This is a genomic window from Burkholderia sp. BE12 (assembly GCF_002959955.1).
Lineage (GTDB): Bacteria > Pseudomonadota > Gammaproteobacteria > Burkholderiales > Burkholderiaceae > Burkholderia.
In genome coordinates, this window is the sequence record NZ_PREY01000051.1 from 1 (window position 1) to 19,881 (window position 19,881).

The following is a 19,881-nucleotide window of genomic DNA, read 5'->3' on the forward strand; positions in this document are numbered from 1 at the left end:
CCCCAATAATTCCCCTTGACGTTCTATCTTTCGATATATATCTTTAGATATGTTTTCCGACATATCCAAGGACACGATCATGCGACACAACCCCTCCCGCGGCCATGCCCGATGTGACGGTCATGGTGCGCATGCCCGCCCCGACTGGTTCGCCGGGCTCTGGTACGCGATCGGTCGCCACCGTCGCGGCCACGATCCGTTCGGCGGTGGCGGCCCGTTCGGCGGCCGTGGCGGGCGCGGCTTTGGCGATTTCGGCGACGACGGCATGCCGCGCGGCCGCCAGTTCAGCTCCGACGATCTCCAACTGCTGCTGCTCGCGCTGGTGGCCGAACAACCGAGCCACGGCTACGAACTGATCAAGGCGCTCGACACGCGCTCGAACGGTTTTTACAGCCCGAGCCCCGGCATGGTGTATCCGGCGCTCACGTATCTCGAAGAAGGCGGCTTCGTCGCGTCGCAGCCGGAAGGCAACCGCAAGCGCTATGCGCTGACCGACGCAGGCCGCGCGCATCTCGACGCGCAGCGCGAACGCGTCGACACGCTGTTCGCACGCCTCACGCACCTCGCCCGCAAGATGGAATTCATGCGCCGCGCATTCGCCGGTGAATCGGCCGGCAACGAAGCACAGGACGAATCGCAGGCCGGCTGGCTGCCGGAATTCGTCGAGGCGCGTCTCGCGCTCAAGCGTGCGCTGCTGCACAAGAGCGCCGCCGATGCCGACGAACAGCGCCGCATCGCGGCCATCATGCGCCGGGCGACGGCCGAAATCGAAGGCGGCACCGGCGCGTGACCCACGCCGCCCCGTCACCACTAAGGAGAACGGATTGATGCAGAACACGTCCGAGCGCACCGTGACCCGCGTGCGCCACACCCTCAAGTTCCGCCTGCTGCAGGTCCTGCGCGTGCACACCGTGACACCGCACCTGCTGCGCGTCACGCTCGGCGGCCCCGATCTCGCCGATTTCGAATCCGCGTCGTTCGACGATCACGTGAAGGTCTTTTTCCCGCCGCCGGGTGCGGAGCGGCCCGCGCTGCCGACGCTCGGCGCGAACGGCCCCGAGTTTCCGGAAGGCGAACCGAAGCTGGTCGCGCGCGACTTCACGCCGCGCCGCTTCGACCGCGCCGCCTGCGAACTCGATCTGGAATTCGTGTTGAACCATCCGGGCCCGGCCTCGCAGTGGGCCGCGCAGGCACGTGTCGGCCAATGGCTCGGCATCGGCGGCCCGCGCGGTTCGTTCGTCGTCCCGACCGGTTTTGACTGGCATCTGCTGATTGGCGACGATACGGCGCTGCCGGCCGTCGCGCGGCGTCTCGAGGAATTGCCGGCCGGCGCGCGCGTGGCGGTCGTGCTGGAAGTCGCGGATCGCACCGCGCAGATCTCGTTCGATACGCGCGCCGACGTGCATGAAATCTGGCGCTTCCGCGCCGAAGCCGACGCGGCGAACGGCGACGCGCTGCTCAATGCCGTCCGCGATCTGCCGCTGCCGTCGTCCGGCGACGGCTACGTATGGGCGGCCGGCGAAGCGCTGTCGATGCGCGCGGTGCGCCAGCACCTGACCGGTGAACGCGGCGTCGACAAGTCGCGCATCCGCGCGGCGGCCTACTGGAAGCGCGGCGCGGCGGCCGTGCACGAAACGCTGGAAGACTGACCGGGGATGGGCGGCTGAAACAATCGTGGCGCCGGCGCAGCGGCGGGCTTGGCATCGGCATCGCGGCTGGTATATATGTACGTCTGCGGCGCCGCTGTCGGGGACAGCCGCCGCAGCCCGCCCAGGAGCGCCCGGTCATGACAAAAGAAAGCCACGCTTCGCCTTTCCTTCGCCACCTGAAGATCGCCGGTTATTGCGGCCTCGCCGCGGTCGTCCTCGCGCTGTTCGTCGCGATGTGCGCGATCCTGAAGGAAAGCGCCCTCGACCGCGATGCCGCACGGCATCCGGCCGACACGCCCGAACTGCACGATGCGGGCGGCGGCCCGTCCGCCTCGGCCGAATCGGCCCGCACACCCGGCTCGTCCGGCTGACGGCGTCCTGCCGCTTGCTTCCGCTTACGGCGCCTGCCGGCGTCCCATCACGGCCGCATGCACCGAATCGCCGAGCCGGTCGAGCAGCGCGGTCACGCGTTGCCCGTACAGGTGCGCGGCCAGCGCGCCGACCGTGCCGACCAGCACGCCGCCCGCCATGTCGAACGGCCAGTGCACGCCCGCATAGACGCGCCCCCATGCGATCGCGACGGCCATCGCGGCCACCACGAAACCAGTGACCCGCGTGGTGCCGCCGAGCAGCAAGCCGACCGCCATGCTCCACGCGAACGTCATGTGATCGCTCGGAAACGAGCTGTCCGGCGCGTGCGGAATCAGCTGCGTGCCGACGCCGGCCATGAACGGGCGCGGCGAGAACCACACATGTCCGAACACCTGCGCGAGCACGAGCGCCACGCAGACGCCCACGCCGGCTTCGATCGCCTGGCGCCGCGCGGGGCGCGCGCCGAAGATCCAGGTCAGCAGCAGCATCACGGGCAGCGCATAGACGAGCCAGTCGGCGGCGAAGATCGCCAGGCGGGCGACGCCCGGGTGCGGTGCACCCCCGGCGTTGATGGCGGAAAAGAGGGCGAGATTGAGGTTCTGCATGAATCCGGTTGCGTGGAGCGTAAAAGATCGGCCGGTTGCCCGGCCGGATGCGAACGAATGCTAGGGCGTGGCCGCTTAAGCGAGGCTTAATGCGGCAGCCGCCCGGACAAGGCCGCGCGGCGAACGCACTTAGAGCCCGCACTGCAACACAAGTTCACACAATTGTCATATTACCGCGCCAACGTCCCCGTAAAAGCTCACCACACCTCCCGTAAAGACTCACCTTTTTCACATGATGGCGTCATCGACACGTGCCACCATCGCCCTGCCGGGGTGCCGACCAGGCCGTTTGCATCGTTCATCTCAATATTTACGCGTCGAATTACTCGAAATCGGCAACAATTAATTCCAGATGCGGCATCGCACAACGGCAACGCACAGGCATACGATTACGACCACTCATCCACGAAGCGATCAACAACAAGGAGTCCGCATGAAACCCAGCGATGTCCGATCGAAAGCGTTTGCGATGCCGTTGACCAGCCCTGCGTTCCCGATGGGCCCGTACCGTTTCGTCGATCGTGAGTTTCTGATCATCACGTACCGCACCGATCCGGACCGCCTGCGTGAAATTGTCCCCGAGCCGCTGCAGGTCACCGAGCCGCTCGTGCATTACGAATTCATCCGCATGGCCGATTCGACCGGCTTCGGCGATTACACCGAAAGCGGCCAGGTGATCCCCGTCGAATACAACGGCCAGCCGGGCGGCTATACGCTGGCGATGTACCTCGACGATCACCCGCCGATCGCCGGCGGTCGCGAACTGTGGGGCTTCCCGAAGAAGCTCGCGTCGCCCACGCTGCACGTGAACACCGACCACATTCTCGGCACGCTCGACTACGGCAAGGTGCGCGTCGCGACCGGCACGATGGGCTACAAGCACAAGGAACTCGACATCGACGAGCAGATGAAGCGGCTCGCCGGCCCCAATTTCCTGCTGAAGATCATCCCGCACGTCGACGGCACCGCGCGCGTCTGCGAACTGGTGCGCTATTACATGCAGGACATCAAGATGAAGGGCGCGTGGACGGGCCCCGCATCGCTCGAGCTGGCGCCGCACGCGCTCGCGCCGGTGGCTGATCTGCCCGTGCTCGAGATCGTCGAAGCGCGCCACCTCGTCGCGGATTTGACGCTGGGTCTCGGCGAAGTCGTCTACGATTACCTGGCCCAGTAACACGTCCGCAGTCCTTTCTCCCTGTCAATCCTTTCACCACGGGAATTCGAACATGAGCAACCTGAATGGCAAGACCGCAGTCGTCACGGGCGCCGCGAGCGGCATCGGCAAGGAAATCGCGCTGGAGCTGGCCAAGGCAGGCGCGGCCGTCGCGATCGCCGACCTGAACCAGGACGGCGCGAACGCGGTCGCCGACGAGATCAACAAGGCAGGCGGCAAGGCGATCGGCGTCGCGATGGACGTGACCAGCGAGGAAGCCGTGAACAGCGGCATCGACAAGGTGGCCGAAGCGTTCGGCTCGGTCGACATCCTCGTGTCGAACGCCGGTATCCAGATCGTCAACCCGATCGAGAACTATTCGTTCTCCGACTGGAAGAAGATGCAGGCGATCCACGTGGACGGCGCGTTCCTGACGACGAAGGCCGCGCTCAAGCACATGTACAAGGACGATCGCGGCGGCGTCGTGATCTACATGGGCTCGGTGCATTCGCACGAAGCGTCGCCGCTGAAGTCGGCGTACGTGACGGCCAAGCACGGGCTGCTGGGCCTGGCGCGCGTGCTGGCGAAGGAAGGCGCGAAGCACAACGTGCGCTCGCACGTGGTGTGTCCGGGCTTCGTGCGCACGCCGCTGGTCGACAAGCAGATTCCGGAGCAGGCGAAGGAGCTCGGCATCAGCGAAGAGGAAGTGATCAAGAAGGTGATGCTCGGCAACACGGTCGACGGCGTGTTCACGACGGTGCAGGACGTCGCGCAGACGGTGCTGTTCCTGTCGGCATTCCCGAGCGCCGCGCTCACGGGCCAGTCGTTCATCGTCAGCCACGGCTGGTTCATGCAGTAACACCTGCGCTTCCCCGACGGCAGACGATTTTCCGCGCCGCCTCCACTCTTGCGATGGCGTGCCGTCGTCGATCGACGCCACGCCATCCATCACCGCCGTCCACGGCGGGATTTCTCGGAGCAACTGATGAAACCGCACGCGCGTACAGAAAAGCAGGCCGTCGATGCGGCGGACCTGCAACACGAAGCCGGCGCGCCGGCTGCTGCGCGGTCGCTGCCGTACGAAACGGTCGCGCTCGTCCTGCAAGGCGGCGGCGCGCTCGGCGCGTATCAGGCCGGCGTATTCGAAGGGCTGCATGAAGCAGGCATTCCGCTCGACTGGATCGCGGGCATCTCGATCGGCGCGCTCAATACCGCGCTGATCGCCGGCAATGCGCCCGAGCATCGCGTCGAGCGCCTGCGTGAATTCTGGGAAACGATCTGCCAGCCGGCGTTCTTTCCGACGATTCCGGCCGCGTTCGAATTCGCGCTGTTCAACAGCATCGATCAGATCCGCACGTTCTTCACCGCGTCGCAGGCCGCCAGCGCGATGATGCAGGGCCAGCAGGGCTTCTTCGTGCCGCGCTTTCCGCCGCCGCTGCCCGGCGTGTCCGACCATCCGGAAAAAATCAGCTGGTACGACACGTCGGCGCTGCGCACGACGCTGCTGAAACTGTGCGATTTCGACCGGATCAATTCGGGCGAGACGCGCGTGTCGGTCGGCGCGGTCAACGTCGGCACCGGCAACTTCGTGTACTTCGACAATTCGCGCATCCGTCTCGCGCCCGAGCATTTCATGGCGTCCGGTGCGTTGCCGCCCGCGTTCCCGCCCGTCGAGATCGACGGCGAGTATTACTGGGACGGCGGCGTCGTGTCGAACACGCCGCTGATGGAAGTGCTCCGCGCCCGGCCGCGCCGCGACACGCTCGCATTCCAGGTCGATCTGTGGAGCGCGCGCGGGCCGCTGCCGCGCACGATGGCCGACGTCGCCGAGCGCACGAAGGACGTGCAGTATTCGAGCCGCACGCGTTTCGTCACCGATACGCTGCAGCGCGAACAGCGCTACCGCAACGTGCTGCGCCACGTGCTCGAGCAGGTGCCGGAAGAGCAGCGCAAGAACGACCCGTGGTGCGTCGAGGCCGACGCGATGTCGAGCGGGAAGAAGTACAACATCCAGCACCTGATCTACCAGCAGAAAGCGTACGAGCATCACTACAAGGACTATCAGTTCGGTCTGTCGACGATGCGCGACCACTGGTCCGCGGGCCTCGACGACATCCGCAAGACGCTCGCGGTGAAGGACGGCCTCGCGCTGCCCGTCAACGACGCGGGCTTCGTCACGCACGACATTCACCGCCGCCGGTAATGGCGTGTGCAACGGGCCGGTGCGCTGCATGCGCCGGCTCGTCCTCCTTTCCGCTTCGACATGCCGATTTTCATTGCGCTATTCGCGCTCATCGCCCTGGGATGGGGCGCCGTTCAGCTGTTTCACGTCATCGCCGCGCAGTTCGGCCAGCCGGTCGCGATCGCGGCCGCCGTGCTGGCCGCCGCGCTCCTGATCGCACTGATCGCGTGGTGGCTCAAACGCCGTCGCGACATCGCACCGAACACGAAGGAACCCGGCTGGACGCATATCGTGCATCGCGCATGGGGCGAGTTGCGCGTGTCCGCGACGCAAGGGTTGCTGTGGCTGTCGCATGACGGCGCGGACGGCCGCTATACGCTGTCGCAGCTCGACGGTTGCGAGGCCGCGCCGATCGACGGCCGCTGGCATCTCGTCGTGCGCGTGCGCGACGCCGTGCGCGGCGAATGGAAGCTGCCGATGATGGACAAGCGCGATGCGCAGCGCTGGGCGCGCGTGCTCATGCTGGCCAAGGACAACCGGCTCTGAACGCGCGTTCGGGCCGCACGGCCCAGCCGCGCGACGGCCCGCTATCGCGCGCCGAGCGCCCGCAGCGCATCGAGCACGTGCTGCGTCGCCCGTTCGACCGGGCCCGCCCGATGGGCAATCCCCAGTTCGCGCCACAACGCCGGGCGTAGCGGCCGCATGACGATGCGCGCATCCGGCAACGGGGCGCCCGCCTCGTGCGGCAGCAGCGTCGCGCCGTAACCTGCGGCGACCAGGCTCTTGATCGCATCGTTGTAGTTGAGCGCGATCCGCGGCTCGGGCCGGTGGCCGCCGAGCGCGAACCATTCGGTCGTGAGCCGCGACAGACGCGTCGTCGCATCGTTGAGAATCAGCGGTCGCGCGGCCAGATACGCCGGCGTCACCCGGGCCGGAAGCGGCCAGTCCGCGGGCAGGAAAGCCATCACCGGATCGCGGCGCCACGGGCGGATCGACAGCCCCGCGACCGGCGCTTGCGGCAGCGCGACCAACCCGACGTCGAGCGTGCCTTGCGCAATGCGCGACAGCGTGTCGTGCGACGTGAGCACCGCGATCTGCACATCGATATCCGGATGCTGTGCGCGCAATCCGGCCACCGCCTGCGGCAACAGATGCGCGATCGCACCGGTCGATGCGCCGAGGCGTACGCGCCCGGTCAACCCCTGCACCTGTCGCTGCACGTCGTCCAGCGTGGATTCGACTTCCGCCAGCAGACGCCGCGCCCGCTCCACCAGCACTTCGCCGATCACGGAAGGGCGCACGTTGCCGCGGGTGCGGGACAGCAGCGGCGCGCCGACGCGGCTTTCCAGCTCGGCGACATGCAGACTGACGGTCGGCGGCGCGAGATGAAGCCATTGCGCCGCCGCCACGAAGGATCCCTGGTCCGCGATCGCGACCAGCGTACGCAGGCGGTCCAGACTGATCTCGCGCATCGCACACCTCTCGTTCAGGAAAGCTGAACCGGACGGTCAGCAAATTCAACTTTTCCTATTCTAGGCGTTCGGTGGACGATACGGCTTCCCCCGACGACCGAACGCGACGAACACGACCATCATGAGCTTCCCCACTGTCTTCATCGACGGCGACCAGGGCACGACCGGGTTGCAGATTCACGCGCGTCTGCGCGACCGCACCGACGTGCGGCTGCTCACGCTTGCCGCCGCCGAACGCAAGGACCCTGCGCGGCGCGCAGAAGCACTCAACGCGTGCGATATCGCCATCCTGTGCCTGCCCGACGCGGCCGCGCGCGAAGCGGTCGGCTTCATCCGGAACCCGGCGGTACGCGTGATCGACGCCAGTTCAGCCCATCGCACGCAGCCGGAATGGGTCTACGGCTTTCCCGAGATGGCCGACGGACATGCGCGACACATCGCGCAGGCGACGCGCGTGAGCAATCCGGGCTGCTACCCGACGGGCGCGATCGGCCTGCTTCGCCCGCTGCTGCGGGCCGGGCTGCTGCCGCGCGACTACCCGGTGAGCATCCATGCGGTGTCCGGTTACTCGGGCGGCGGGCGGGCCGCCGTCGACGCATTCGAATCGGGCGACGCCGCCGCACGCGCGTTGCCGCTGCAGGTCTACGGCCTCGCGCTCGAGCACAAGCACGTGCCCGAGATCCGGCAGCATGCGGGGCTCGCGCACCGCCCGTTCTTCGTGCCGGCCTACGGTGCGTATCGGCAAGGCATCGTGCTCACCATCCCGATCGAGCTGCGCCTGCTTCCGGCCGGGGTGACGGGCGAGCGGTTGCATGCCTGTCTCGCGCATCACTATGCGGATGCGCGTCACGTCGACGTGATGCCGCTCGCGGACGCACGCGCGGCGACGCATCTTGATCCGCAAGCGTTGAACGGCACCAATGATCTGCGCCTCGGCGTGTTCGTCAACGCAGACGCCGAGCAGGTGCTGCTGTCCGCCGTGTTCGACAATCTCGGCAAAGGGGCATCCGGCGCCGCCGTGCAGAATCTCGACTTGATGCTCGGTGCGCCAGACGCGGCGTGACGCTCCCGCAGGCATCGTCGAGGGTGCCTGCGCACGCCCCCCGTAAAAGCTCACCTTTAGCCGGTTTCAGGCCGTATCGTCACCCGCGGCGGCGTTCAGGCCGGCCAGCGTCTCGACCAGAAAATCCACGCACACGCGTACCTTCGCCGACGCCGCGACGCGTTCCGGATACACGGCCCAGATGTTCGCGGGCTGGATCGCGTCCGGCAGCACGCGGCACAATGCGCCGGCCTCGATCAGCGGCCCGGCCTCCCAGATCGAGCGCAGCACGATGCCGCGCCCGGCCAGCGCCCATTGCACGGCCACCTCGCCATGGTTCGTCGACAGCGCGCCGCCCACCTTCACCGTGGCCGTTTCGCCGCGCACGTTCAGCCGCCATACGCCGAACGGATGATCGCGCTCCTTGATCGCGAGACAGTCGTGCGAGCTGAGATCCGCGAGCGAGCGCGGCGTCCCGCGGCGGGCGAGATAGTCGGGCGATGCGCACAGCACGCGATGGTTCGTGGCAAGACGGCGCGCGATCAGGTGATCGGCGATCTCGTCGCCGATGCGCACGTCGAGGTCGTAGCCTTCGCCGGCAACATCGACGAGCCGGTCGAACAGATCGAGCCGCACGTTCAGTTGCGGATAGCGCGCGCTGAAGTCGAGCAGCGCCGGCGCGACGACGTGCCGGCCGAAGCCGAAGCTGCTCGACATGCGCAGCGTGCCGCGCGGCACCGTGCGCGTGGTCGACACGTCCTCGACGAGATGATCGACGTCGTCGAGAATCTTTTCGGCGCGCGCGAACACGCGCTCGCCGGCGTCGGTGACCGTCATGCGGCGTGTCGAGCGATGCAGCAGGCGCGTGCCGAGCTGCGCCTCGAGCATCGCGACGCGCTTGCTGACATACGCAGGCGACACCGCGAGTTGCTCGGCGGCCGCGCTGAAGCTCGCGAGGCGAACGACCAGGCTGAACACGCGCAGGTCGTCGAGGTTCGGTGATTTATTCACGATTCGTGGAAAGTCGATTAACTTTTGCGCGATTTTAATCCAGATGGAAATAAATAGAATGACGTGACGGGCCGCTGCCTCCCCGGCAGCCGGCCAATCAGCCAAGGAGATTTGCATGACCGACAGGACTTACAGGATTGCCGTGATCCCCGGCGACGGCATCGGCCGCGAAGTGATGCCCGAGGGCCTGCGCGTACTCGAGGCCGTGACCGCGCGCTTCGGCGTGCGCTTCGACTTCGTCGAGATCGACTGGGCGAGCTGCGACTACTACGCGCAGCACGGCACGATGATGCCGGACGACTGGAAAGCGCAGCTGTCGGGCATGGACGCGATCCTGTTCGGCGCGGTCGGCTGGCCGGCAACGGTGCCCGATCACATTTCGCTGTGGGGCTCGCTGCTGAAATTTCGCCGCGAATTCGACCAGTACATCAACCTGCGGCCCGCGCGCCTGTTCGACGGCGTACCGTCGCCGCTCGCCGGCCGCCGCGCGGGCGACATCGATTTCATGATCGTGCGCGAGAACACCGAGGGCGAATATTCGTCGGTTGGCGGCACGATGTTCGAAGGCACCGAGCGCGAAGTCGTGATGCAGCAGTCGATCTTCACGCGGCACGGTACCGAGCGCGTACTGAAATTCGCGTTCGAGCTCGCGCAGCGGCGCGCGAAACGCGTCACCGTCGCGACGAAAAGCAACGGCATCGCGATCAGCATGCCGTGGTGGGATGCGCGCGCGGCCGAGATGGCCGAACGCTATCCCGAGATCGCGGTCGACAAGCAGCACATCGACATCCTGTGCGCGCGTTTCGTCCTGCAGCCGGACCGCTTCGACGTCGTCGTCGCGTCGAACCTGTTCGGCGACATCCTGTCGGATCTCGGGCCGGCCTGTACGGGCACGATCGGCATCGCGCCGTCGGCGAACCTGAACCCGGACCGCACGTTCCCGTCGCTGTTCGAACCCGTGCACGGTTCGGCGCCCGACATCGCGGGGCAATACATCGCGAATCCGATCGCGATGATCTGGTCGGCCGCGATGATGCTCGACTTCCTCGGCAACGGCACGGGCCGCGAACGCGACGCGCACGATGCGATCGTCGCCGCGATCGAGGACGTGCTGCGCACGGGACCGCGTACGCGCGATCTCGGCGGCCAAGCAGGCACGCAGGAAATGGGCGAGGCGATCGCCGCGCGGATTGCGGGTTGAGGGTCGCGGTCGTGCCCGGCGCTCGCGCCGGGCTGCGCTCATGAATGCGTCTGCGGTGAGCGGCACGCGCCGCGGTTGCGCACTCGTGCACACGCGGCCGATGCGTCGGCGGTGAAGCCGAGCAGTGAGTAGCGACACATCGCAACGCGCACGGCTTGCGCCGTCTTTCGTTGAAAGTCGAAATCCATCCGATCGGTGAGTTGCACGTCATGCCCGCGCACACCGATCGTCGACGCACGATTGCCTCGATGCGATTGGCGAGATCGGCGAGATGCATCACGCGGTGAAGCACACCGCTGCATGTCGAGACATACGCCGCTTCGCGGGGCGCAACAACGCGTCGATCTGTTCGAAACACAGCTCGACGCGCCATTTCACCTCATCCCGAAAAATCTCACCTTCAGCGGACGACTCCCGAATTTCCTCACCATTGATCTCTGGTGATACGTTTGCCGGTCCGTTGAACGCGTGCGCGCATCACAGCCCGAGATCGGACAGCCCCGGATGGTCGTCCGGACGACGGCCGAGCGGCCAGTGATAAAGACGGTCCGCCTCGCGAATCGGCAGATCGTTGATGCTCGCGTGACGATGCGCCATCAGGCCGTTTTCATCGAACTCCCAGTTCTCGTTGCCGTACGAACGGAACCAGTTGCCCGCATCGTCATGCCACTCGTACGCAAAACGCACCGCGATGCGGTTGCCGCCGAACGCCCACAGCTCCTTGATCAGCCGGTAGTCGAGTTCGCGCGTCCACTTGCGCTGCAGCAGCCCGACGATCTCGTCGCGGCCCGTCACGAACTCCGCGCGATTGCGCCAGCGGCTTTGCGGCGTATAGGCGAGCGACACGCGTTGCGGGTCGCGCGTGTTCCACGCGTCCTCGGCGGCGCGCACCTTCTGGCGCGCCGTTTCGAGCGTGAAAGGCGGAACGGGCGGACGAACTTCGGGGGAAGCGGACATGGGGTGCTCCTGTTCAGGGTTCTGGCCGCGAATGCACGCAGCCGGTTCGGATTCGCTGCGTCGGCTACCGCGATACGGTATCGAGCAGCAGTTCGGCCGTCGCGCGCGCATCGCGCGCGGCGTTTGCATCGCCACTGACGAGCGCCACGCCGATCGCGCCGTCGATCAACACGAGCCACTGACGCGCGATGCGCGCGAGCCCGCGGCGCTCGATGCCGGTTTCGTCGGCATGGGCGTCGAAGCGCTCGCGCACGAACGCCAGCAGGCGCGCCTTGTGCATGCGGGCGACGACGCGCACGGGATCGTCGGCGTCGGGTAACTCGCCCGACGCATTCAGGAACGCGCAGCCGTGAAAGTCGGGCTGCGCGAACCAGTCTCGCAGCACGTCGAACATGCCGAGCAATTGCGCGCGTGGCGCCTTGCCGCGCGCCAGCGTGGCGTCGACGAACCAGCGCATCCAGCGCTCGTCGCGACGTTCGAGCGCGGCGACCACCAGCGCCTCTTTCGATTCGAAATGCGAATAAAAGCTCTTTCGTGCCGCACCGGATCGCTTGACGATCGCATCGACACCGGTCGCATGGATGCCGCCCGAATAGATCAGCGCTTCGGCCGCATCGAGCAGCCGGTCGCGAACGGCGGGTTCGCCGGAGGAGTCGAGAGGGGTGTTCATGGGTTTACGGTAGAACGATCGTTCTCCGTCGTCAATACCCTGATGAGAAGGCCCTGCCGGTGGGAGGGCCGAATCGTGCCCGGTGCGTCGACGCGTTGTGTGGAACCTTCAGCTCGACCCGCGCGGATCGAAGGGTGAATGGATCATGTAGTGGTCTGCGCACCGATCAAGGCCGATCGATGTCGATCGCATCGTGCATCAGTGAGTCGCGACGTTGCGTGCGGCTCACGGTCGATGTTCCGGCTCGGCACGATATCGCACACGGCGGCGTGCGAGCGCTCGCACGCCAAGCGAAGCGGGGAGGTACGTGGAAAAGGAGAAACAAGCACCGAATGGCGCGATGGAAAGAAACGACGCGTCCGCCGACAGGTGAAGCGAACATGCAACTGCAGGTCACCGACGTGGGATCGCGTGGCGATTCGGCGCGCAAACACGGCTCCCGAATAATCTCACCTCAAGCGTTGAATCGCACTTCCGAGGTTCGACGGCGCGCGTGCAAACGAATGCGGGGCAGGCGGCGAATGCGCCGCGCTGCCCCGTCTCGACACTCGGCTCAGACCGTCCAGTCGAGAATCACCTTGCCGCTTTCGCCGGACAGCATCGCGGCGAAGCCTTGCTCGTAGTCGTCGGCTGCGAAGCGATGCGTGATGATCGGCGACAGGTCGAGGCCGCTCTGCAGCATCGCGACCATCTTGTACCAGGTCTCGAACATTTCGCGGCCGTAGATGCCCTTGATCTCGAGCCCCTTGAAGATCACCTGGTTCCAGTCGATCGCCGTCTGCGCGGGCGGGATGCCGAGCAGCGCAACCTTGCCGCCGTGGTTCATCGCCTCGAGCAGGCTCGTGAACGCGCTCGGCACGCCGGACATCTCGAGACCGACGTCGAAGCCTTCGGTCATGTGCAGATCGGCCATCACGTCGCGCAGCGACTCGCGCGCGACGTTGACCGCACGCGTCGCACCCATCTTGCGCGCGAGCTCCAGCCGATAGTCGTTGATGTCGGTGATCACGACGTTGCGTGCGCCGACGTGCTTCGCGATCGCGACGGCCATGATGCCGATCGGGCCCGCGCCGGTGATCAGCACGTCTTCGCCGACGAGATTGAACGACAGCGCCGTATGCGTCGCGTTGCCGAACGGATCGAAGATCGACGCGAGATCGTCGGAGATCTCCGGCGGAATCTTGAACGCGTTGAACGCCGGAATCGCCAGGTATTCGGCGAACGCGCCTTCGCGGTTCACGCCGACGCCCACCGTGTTGCGGCACAGATGCCTGCGCCCGGCGCGACAGTTGCGGCAGAAACCGCAGGTGATGTGGCCTTCGCCGGACACGCGATCGCCGATCGCGAAACCGCGCACTTCCTGCCCCATCTCGACGATCTCGCCGACGTATTCGTGACCGACGTGCATCGGCACCGGAATCGTCTTCTGCGCCCAGTCGTCCCACTTCCAGATATGGATGTCAGTGCCGCAGATCGCCGTGCGGCGGATCTTGATCAGCACGTCGTTGTGGCCGACTTCGGGGCGCTTCACGCGCGTGAGCGTGAGGCCGGGGCCACGTTCGAGCTTTGCCAGTGCCTTCATGGTCGCGCCTCCGTCAGATGATGCCGAGCGACTTGCCGACGCGCACGAACGCGGCAACCGTCTGGTCGATCTGTTCGGGCGTATGCGCGGCGCTCATCTGCGTGCGGATGCGCGCCCGGCCGCGCGGCACGACGGGGAACGAGAAGCCGATCACGTAGACGCCTTCGCCGAGCAGCTTGTCGGCCATGTTCGTCGCGAGCTGCGCGTCGCCGAGCATCACCGGGATGATCGGATGCGCGCCGGGCACGAGCGTGAAGCCGGCTTCGGTCATCTGTTTGCGGAACCGCGCGCCGTTCTCGCGCACGCGCTCGCGCAGCTTCGCGCCCTCGTCGCTGCCGAGCAGTTCCAGCACCTTCAGCGATGCCGCGGCGATGCTCGGCGTAAGCGTGTTCGAGAACAGATACGGACGCGAGCGCTGGCGCAGCAGCTCGATCACCTCGCGACGCGCGGCGACATAGCCGCCCGAGGCGCCGCCGAGCGCCTTGCCGAGCGTGCCCGTGATGATGTCGATGCGGCCTTCGACGCCGCAGTGCTCGGGCGTGCCGCGGCCGTGCGTGCCGATGAAGCCGACCGCATGCGAATCGTCGACCATCACGAGCGCGCCGTAGCGATCGGCGAGATCGCAGATGCCTTTGAGGTCGGCGATGATGCCGTCCATCGAGAACACGCCGTCGGTCGCGATCAGCTTGTGGCGCGCGCCGGCGGCGTCGGCTTCCTTGAGCTTCGCCTCGAGATCGGAAAGATCGTTGTTCTTGTAGCGCAAACGCTTCGCCTTGCACAGGCGAATGCCGTCGATGATGCTCGCGTGATTGAGCTCGTCGCTGATCACCGCGTCGTTCTCGTCGAGCAGCGTCTCGAACAGCCCGCCGTTCGCGTCGAAGCAGCTCGAATAGAGGATGCTGTCCTCGGTGCCGAGAAACGCGGCCAGCGCGCTTTCCAGTTGCTTGTGGACGGTTTGCGTGCCGCAGATGAAGCGCACCGATGCCATGCCGAAGCCATCCTGGTCGAGACCGGCCTTCGCCGCGTCGATCAGGCGCGGATCGTTCGCCAGACCCAGATAGTTGTTCGCGCAGAAATTGAGCACGCCGGCACCGCCGGCGAGCCGCACGGCTGCCGCCTGGGGACTCGCGATCTCGCGCTCGGTCTTGTAAAAACCGTCCGCGCGGATCTGGTCGAGCGTCCCGCGCACCTGGGCGAGAAAGGCATCACGCATCGCAAAGCTCCTGACAGGGATTCGCATTCCGCGGCGCACGGCTCGTGGCGGCGCAACGGCCTGCTACTGTTATAGTCGGTCGTTCGGTTGACCGCATTTATCCAATATTCCGAACTAGAATTCGAAATACCGAACAACTCTAAGCGAACGGAATCCAAATGGCAAGTTCCTCCGGATCGCGGCGCACGCGTGCCGACGCCGCCCCGCAGCCGCCGGCCGCGACCCCACCGCGCGTGGGCGAGCAAATCCAGCGCCTGCGCAACGAACGCAAGCTGACGCTCGACGACCTGTCGCGCGCTGCCGGCGTATCGAAATCGATGCTCTCCGAGATCGAACGCGACAAGGCCAACCCGACGATCGCCGTCGCGTGGCGCCTGACGAACGCGCTCGGCATCACGCTCGACGAACTGTTCTCGCAGCCGAAGGCGCCCGAGACGATCCGCGTGGACGGCCCGCACGACATTCCGACGCTCGCCGGCCACGACGGCCGGTACCAGCTGCGCGTATGGGGCCCGATCGACCTCGCCGGCAAGTTCGAGTGGTACGAGCTGACGCTGCCGGGCGGCGGCGCACTGGTATCGAACGCGCACGAGCCCGGCACGCGCGAGCACCTCACCGTGCTGCAGGGCGCGATGGAAATCGAAGCCGCCGCGGCCAGCCGGCGCCTGAAAGCGGGCGACACCGCGCGCTACCCGGCCGACGAGCCGCATGCGATCCGCAATCCCGGCAAAACCGAAGCGCGGGCCTTGTTGATCGTGATACACCGCTGACGGCGCGGATAGTCGGCCAAAAGGACATCGCAGGCCAGTTGCGGAAAGTACTGTATGTTTGTACAGTATACGGACATTCCGCCATGCATGGGCCGGAGCCGGCGCACCGAGGCGCCCGCCCCGGTCGACAGGAGCCTGCAATGACAGAAGAACAAGATTTGGCCGCGCTCAGCTTCAAGGCTGCCGCGCACGACCTCGAATTGATCGTTCGCCATATCGCCGGGCGCTACATCCGCCAGCGCGTGCCGCTGACGTGGCGCCTGCTGCACGCGATCGAAGCCGAAGCGCTCGCCGATCTCGGCTTTGCCAGCCGGCACGACGCCGGCATGCGTCAATTGTTCGAACGGCCGTCGGACATGGCGTTTCCCGAAACGGACGATCCGATCGACTTCGGGCGCTCGAATGCGTTGCCCGCGGTCTTTTCATTCGCCGTCCTCGCGTACGAAGCCGCGGCAACGACGCACGATACCGCGCGTCCCGAGCGCGCTCATCGCCAGTCCAAGGCGTGGGGCGACTGACGGCCCAGCCCCGGCCGCGGCGCACCGCGACCGGTTTATACGCTTGCTGCCCGATACGTTGCGGAAAGGGCTACCATATACGCAACTAACGGAATTAATATCATGTCCCTTCCCGCCTCTCCCGACACCACCGCCCCGCCGGAAGAAAAGGATCTGTTCGACCGCGACGCGTCCGACTGGGTCGTCTCGCCCGAAGCCGCGTTCGACGCGTGGCTGGCGATGCAGGACTATCGCCGCTCGTCGGCCGATGTCTATCGCGCACAATGGGGCGCGTTTCTCGCGTGGATGCGAGCGCATCAAAAGAACCTGGCGACGGTCGATACGCCGACCATCGCGAACTTCGTCGGCGAGTTGCCGATCAAGAAAACACAGCGGATGCGCTATCTTCGGCTGATCGAACGTGTGCTCGATCATGTCCGCCGCACCGAGTATGCGTCGACCAATCCGGCCCGTTTCATTGCTCAGGATGGCGAAGCGAACTGGCGCAAGGCGCGCGACAACGAACCGACCGGTTTCCTCACGCCGGCGGAACGCGCGGCGTTGCTCGCGTATCTGTTTTCGCCGATCGGCGTATCGGGTTCCGCGTACTGGAAGGAGCGTCGCGACCGCGCGCTCGTCGCCGTGTTTCTCGGCGCCGGCATTAAAACCGGCGAAGCGCGCGCACTTACGATTAGTTGCATCAATACAAGCGGCACGTCGCTGCGGATCGAGTCGACGCATCCGGATTACGCACGCGAAACCCATCTGGCCTCGTTCGCGATCGCATTGCTCGAAGCCTGGCTCACCGAACGCAAACGCCAGGAGATTCCGGGAGAACTCGTCTTCCCCGCATCGCACGCCGGACGGCCGATGCACAAGGCGACGATGCTGCGCGCGATCGACGCGATCGTCGAGTCGGCCGGGCTCACGTCGTCACGCACCGCACGTGCAAGCCCGCAAACATTGCGCAATACCTACGCGGCCGAATTGTTCGAGCACGACGTGCCGCCCGAGCGCGTCGGCAAATGGCTGGGCTTCATGCGGCCGATCTCGTCGAATCGCCTGCATCGCGCCTGGAAAAACTGGCGCGACGGGCTGGCCGACAGCAACGGTGACGCGTCCGACCGCAACGAAACTCACTGATCGGGAAATGGCTGCTCACGCGAAGCGATCCGTGAGTGGCCTTGCGTGGCGCAGCCTCACCGTTTCACGGCTCCTGAAAAACCTCACCTCAAGCTTCCCGGATTCTCTCACCTGTGCGGCGCCCCCGACCGCCGGGTCAGGTATGCGCAAAACGCGCGACGGCTTCGAAGCGGGACGGCCATGCGCCCGACGCGTGCTCGCACTCGGGGCACGTGACTTCAAAACCGTCGTCGCCATGTGACAGTTCGGGTTCGCCATCGCAATGGGGGCACTGGGCCGGCGCCGGAATCTCGTCATCCAGCGAGGCGCCGATCGCGGCATACGCGTCCGCATCCAGTTGTCCGGCGTCGGCCAGACGCCGCAGCAGCGCGGCGATTTCCGGATTCATTCCGCGGTTCGCGCGCAACGAACTCATGTCGCGCGTTGCGCGCTCCAATTCATCGCTCTGGGTGCGCAACTGTTCTTCGAGCCGGTCGGCGCGCGCCTTGGCCGAACTCAATTGCTGCAGGAAATCGAACTCCTTGCGCTGAACGTCGCGCAACCCGCTCTGGTAGGTCGACGCCATGCTGCGCAACGAGTCCAGTTCGACCAGCATCGGCTTGACGCGGCGTTCGGCTTCGGCCACCGCATCCTTGATTTGCTGCGCGTAATGCTCGGTGCGCTGCTGCAATTCGGCTTGCAGCGCGTCGATGCGGTCGCGCAGCGCGGCGTTCTGTGCCTGTTCGGCATCGATCCGGCCGGCAGCCGCGGCCAGTTCCTTTTCCAGTCGGGCGACTGTGGTGAGCAATGTGGCTTCGCTTGCCGAACCGTGGGTGGTCTGCGACGCGAGCTGAACCTCGAGTTCGGTCACCCGCGCCTGCAATTGCTCGTTTCTCGCTTCACCGCGCGCGAGCGCGCCCTCCAGCGTTTCCTGGCGGACGGTTGCGTCGCGTAACCGTTGCTCGGCGGCAGCCATGTCGGCGCGAACCTGTTCCCGATCCCCATCAAGGCTGTCGCGCGCGGCTTTCAATGCCTCTTCATAGAGTGCACCGAGCAACGCGCCGGCCTTTTCCTCGACGGCTTTCGGGATCGCCGCGCCGTCGAGCCTGATTTTGGAGGCGGAACGAATGCGTTCCCAGAAATGGTCGATGTCTTTCGGGATGTCGCTGGCGCTACCGGTCTGGGTGAGATCGCGGACGTTGGCGGCCGACGGCCGGATACCGAGATCGAAGAACAAGCGTTTGCACGCATGCAGCGACAATTCCTGGCGTCGTGCACCGCTTGCGCGCAGCGATTCCAGTTCGTCCCGAATGACTTGACGCATTTCGTCCAGGGTCATGGCAACACTCACAGACAATGAAGTGTGGCAATCATAACGAAATACGTATTTCCTGATACTTGTTTCGAGGGTCCGTTGTGAATTTACGTCGTTTCGCACAGAAATCGGCTCTGTGCGCCGATCCTGTTGAAGGTAGCCTGGAATTTCGTGAAACAAAGCGAAGAAAGCCAGCCAAGTCCTTGTACTACAAGCGATTTCCGGCGAGCCTCGATTTTGGGCATTTGTTTCACATGACGACGAATCCGGTTGCCTGTGGTTGTTCAGGGGTTCGGTGTCTGTGGAAAACTCGTCAGCCCGATGTCTTGAGAGTATTAGAAGTAAACACCCTTGAACCCTTAGTTAAAAACGTTAACGCCACGGCACAGCCTTATGGTGCAAGGCTTTCCGGCCGACAAGGTGAAGTTTTACGGGAGCCAAGGTGATCTTCTGCGGGAGCTTACGTGATGGGGTTCAGGGAGCTGCGTGAGCCGTTGCAGGAAGGGTCGTGAGCGGATTCGGGATCACAATAAAACACGAGCTTTCCCACAGGTGAGGGTTTTCGGGGCCGCACAGCCACGGAACCCGCGCAGTGCCTAGCTGCACAGTTTTCTGCTTGTGCAGACATAGGTGAGAATCTGCGGGACCTGCTTCGTGCCCCGATTCTGCCCATCTTTTGGGCATATTTGGCGAAAGGTGAGGTTTCACGGGACTCCACGCGAATTTGCTGTGAGGATTTCCGGGAGGCGAAGGCCATTTTGCACAGCAAAAGTGCTCGGCGGGGCCTGTGATGCCCCAAAGGTGAGGCTTTTCGGGAGGGAAATCCGGCTTTTCCTGCCCCGATCCCTCTAAGGTGAGCTTTTTCGGGGCATGGATCACAGGCGGTGACCTCGCTCACAGGTGAGGCTTTTCGGGATCTATATTTGCCTAAAAAATGGTCAAAGGTGAGGTTTTTCGGGACCTGCGACTGGTCGAATTCGCCGAAAAGCCCGCCAGGACTGGAAGAAATCTCGTTTTTGCTGTGCCACCTTTTGGCACAGGTGAGAATTTTCGGGGGCCGACATACGG

Annotated in this window: 20 protein-coding genes; 12 read left to right on the top strand and 8 right to left on the bottom strand. The window is 65.4% G+C overall.

From position 1 onward, the window contains the following. Positions 1-79: 79 nt before the first annotated feature. The 3 genes from C4B30_RS33230 (at position 80) to C4B30_RS33240 (ending at position 2,020) form a co-directional block, all read left to right on the top strand. A complete protein-coding gene (locus C4B30_RS33230) occupies positions 80-790 on the top strand; it encodes a PadR family transcriptional regulator (RefSeq protein WP_105133586.1) in 711 nt (236 codons plus the stop codon). Positions 791-827: 37 nt separating this feature from the next. Continuing rightward, a complete protein-coding gene (locus tag C4B30_RS33235) occupies positions 828-1,649 on the top strand; it encodes a siderophore-interacting protein (protein WP_105133575.1) in 822 nt (273 codons plus the stop codon). A 137-nt stretch (positions 1,650-1,786) separates the two neighbouring features. Further along, positions 1,787-2,020, top strand: coding sequence for a hypothetical protein (locus C4B30_RS33240; protein ID WP_027781821.1), 234 nt, complete (start codon positions 1,787-1,789; stop codon positions 2,018-2,020). Between the two features lie 24 nt (positions 2,021-2,044). On the opposite strand, the gene C4B30_RS33245 is transcribed toward C4B30_RS33240, so the two are convergent. Further along, a complete protein-coding gene (locus C4B30_RS33245; protein WP_105133576.1) occupies positions 2,045-2,626 on the bottom strand; it encodes an undecaprenyl-diphosphatase in 582 nt (193 codons plus the stop codon). Positions 2,627-3,059: 433 nt separating this feature from the next. Between C4B30_RS33245 and C4B30_RS33255 the strand changes: the two genes are divergently transcribed. From C4B30_RS33255 to C4B30_RS33270, 4 genes are all read left to right on the top strand, one after another. Continuing rightward, positions 3,060-3,800, top strand: coding sequence for an acetoacetate decarboxylase (locus tag C4B30_RS33255; protein ID WP_027781819.1), 741 nt, complete (start codon positions 3,060-3,062; stop codon positions 3,798-3,800). A gap of 52 nt (positions 3,801-3,852) precedes the next feature. Beyond that, positions 3,853-4,638 (top strand): 3-hydroxybutyrate dehydrogenase, encoded by a 786-nt coding sequence (locus tag C4B30_RS33260; protein WP_027781818.1) that lies wholly within the window; start codon positions 3,853-3,855, stop codon positions 4,636-4,638. A gap of 126 nt (positions 4,639-4,764) precedes the next feature. Further along, on the top strand, positions 4,765-5,982 hold the full coding sequence (locus C4B30_RS33265; protein ID WP_027781817.1) for a patatin-like phospholipase family protein: 1,218 nt from the start codon (positions 4,765-4,767) through the stop codon (positions 5,980-5,982). Positions 5,983-6,042: 60 nt separating this feature from the next. After that, positions 6,043-6,507 carry a hypothetical protein gene (locus tag C4B30_RS33270; protein WP_105133578.1) on the top strand — a complete coding sequence of 155 codons (465 nt, stop codon included), beginning with the start codon at positions 6,043-6,045 and terminating at the stop codon, positions 6,505-6,507. Positions 6,508-6,548: 41 nt separating this feature from the next. Here C4B30_RS33270 and C4B30_RS33275 read toward each other — a convergent pair whose 3' ends face one another. Continuing rightward, entirely contained in the window at positions 6,549-7,433 is an 885-nt protein-coding gene (locus tag C4B30_RS33275; RefSeq protein ID WP_027781815.1) for a LysR family transcriptional regulator, read from the bottom strand. Between the two features lie 121 nt (positions 7,434-7,554). On the opposite strand from C4B30_RS33275, the gene argC reads away from it, so the two are divergent. Beyond that, positions 7,555-8,496: an N-acetyl-gamma-glutamyl-phosphate reductase gene (gene argC / locus C4B30_RS33280; RefSeq protein ID WP_105133579.1), complete on the top strand. Its 942-nt coding sequence runs from the start codon at positions 7,555-7,557 to the stop codon at positions 8,494-8,496. A 66-nt stretch (positions 8,497-8,562) separates the two neighbouring features. Here argC and C4B30_RS33285 read toward each other — a convergent pair whose 3' ends face one another. Continuing rightward, complete coding sequence (locus tag C4B30_RS33285) at positions 8,563-9,486, bottom strand: LysR substrate-binding domain-containing protein (protein ID WP_105133580.1); 924 nt, start codon at positions 9,484-9,486, stop codon at positions 8,563-8,565. A gap of 115 nt (positions 9,487-9,601) precedes the next feature. Here C4B30_RS33285 and C4B30_RS33290 point away from each other — a divergent pair, with 115 nt between their 5' ends. Further along, the gene (locus C4B30_RS33290) at positions 9,602-10,687 is read left to right on the top strand and encodes a tartrate dehydrogenase (protein ID WP_089500864.1); all 1,086 of its coding nucleotides are present in this window, start codon (positions 9,602-9,604) and stop codon (positions 10,685-10,687) included. A 477-nt stretch (positions 10,688-11,164) separates the two neighbouring features. On the opposite strand, the gene C4B30_RS33305 is transcribed toward C4B30_RS33290, so the two are convergent. From C4B30_RS33305 to C4B30_RS33325, 4 genes are all read right to left on the bottom strand, one after another. Then, positions 11,165-11,644, bottom strand: coding sequence for a nuclear transport factor 2 family protein (locus C4B30_RS33305; RefSeq protein ID WP_027781811.1), 480 nt, complete (start codon positions 11,642-11,644; stop codon positions 11,165-11,167). Positions 11,645-11,708: 64 nt separating this feature from the next. After that, complete coding sequence (locus tag C4B30_RS33310) at positions 11,709-12,314, bottom strand: TetR/AcrR family transcriptional regulator (RefSeq protein WP_089500862.1); 606 nt, start codon at positions 12,312-12,314, stop codon at positions 11,709-11,711. Positions 12,315-12,867: 553 nt separating this feature from the next. Beyond that, positions 12,868-13,896: an L-threonine 3-dehydrogenase gene (gene tdh / locus C4B30_RS33320; protein ID WP_006480187.1), complete on the bottom strand. Its 1,029-nt coding sequence runs from the start codon at positions 13,894-13,896 to the stop codon at positions 12,868-12,870. Positions 13,897-13,909: 13 nt separating this feature from the next. Further along, complete coding sequence (locus C4B30_RS33325) at positions 13,910-15,109, bottom strand: glycine C-acetyltransferase (protein ID WP_089500861.1); 1,200 nt, start codon at positions 15,107-15,109, stop codon at positions 13,910-13,912. Between the two features lie 158 nt (positions 15,110-15,267). On the opposite strand from C4B30_RS33325, the gene C4B30_RS33330 reads away from it, so the two are divergent. The 3 genes from C4B30_RS33330 (at position 15,268) to C4B30_RS33340 (ending at position 17,519) form a co-directional block, all read left to right on the top strand. Next, the gene (locus tag C4B30_RS33330; RefSeq protein ID WP_034205807.1) at positions 15,268-15,879 is read left to right on the top strand and encodes a helix-turn-helix domain-containing protein; all 612 of its coding nucleotides are present in this window, start codon (positions 15,268-15,270) and stop codon (positions 15,877-15,879) included. A gap of 140 nt (positions 15,880-16,019) precedes the next feature. Next, positions 16,020-16,397, top strand: coding sequence for a DUF2471 family protein (locus C4B30_RS33335; protein WP_089500860.1), 378 nt, complete (start codon positions 16,020-16,022; stop codon positions 16,395-16,397). Between the two features lie 102 nt (positions 16,398-16,499). Continuing rightward, a complete protein-coding gene (locus tag C4B30_RS33340) occupies positions 16,500-17,519 on the top strand; it encodes a tyrosine-type recombinase/integrase (RefSeq protein WP_089500859.1) in 1,020 nt (339 codons plus the stop codon). Between the two features lie 136 nt (positions 17,520-17,655). Here C4B30_RS33340 and C4B30_RS33345 read toward each other — a convergent pair whose 3' ends face one another. Further along, a complete protein-coding gene (locus tag C4B30_RS33345; protein ID WP_089500858.1) occupies positions 17,656-18,837 on the bottom strand; it encodes a DNA-binding protein in 1,182 nt (393 codons plus the stop codon). Between the last annotated feature and the right edge of the window lie 1,044 nt (positions 18,838-19,881).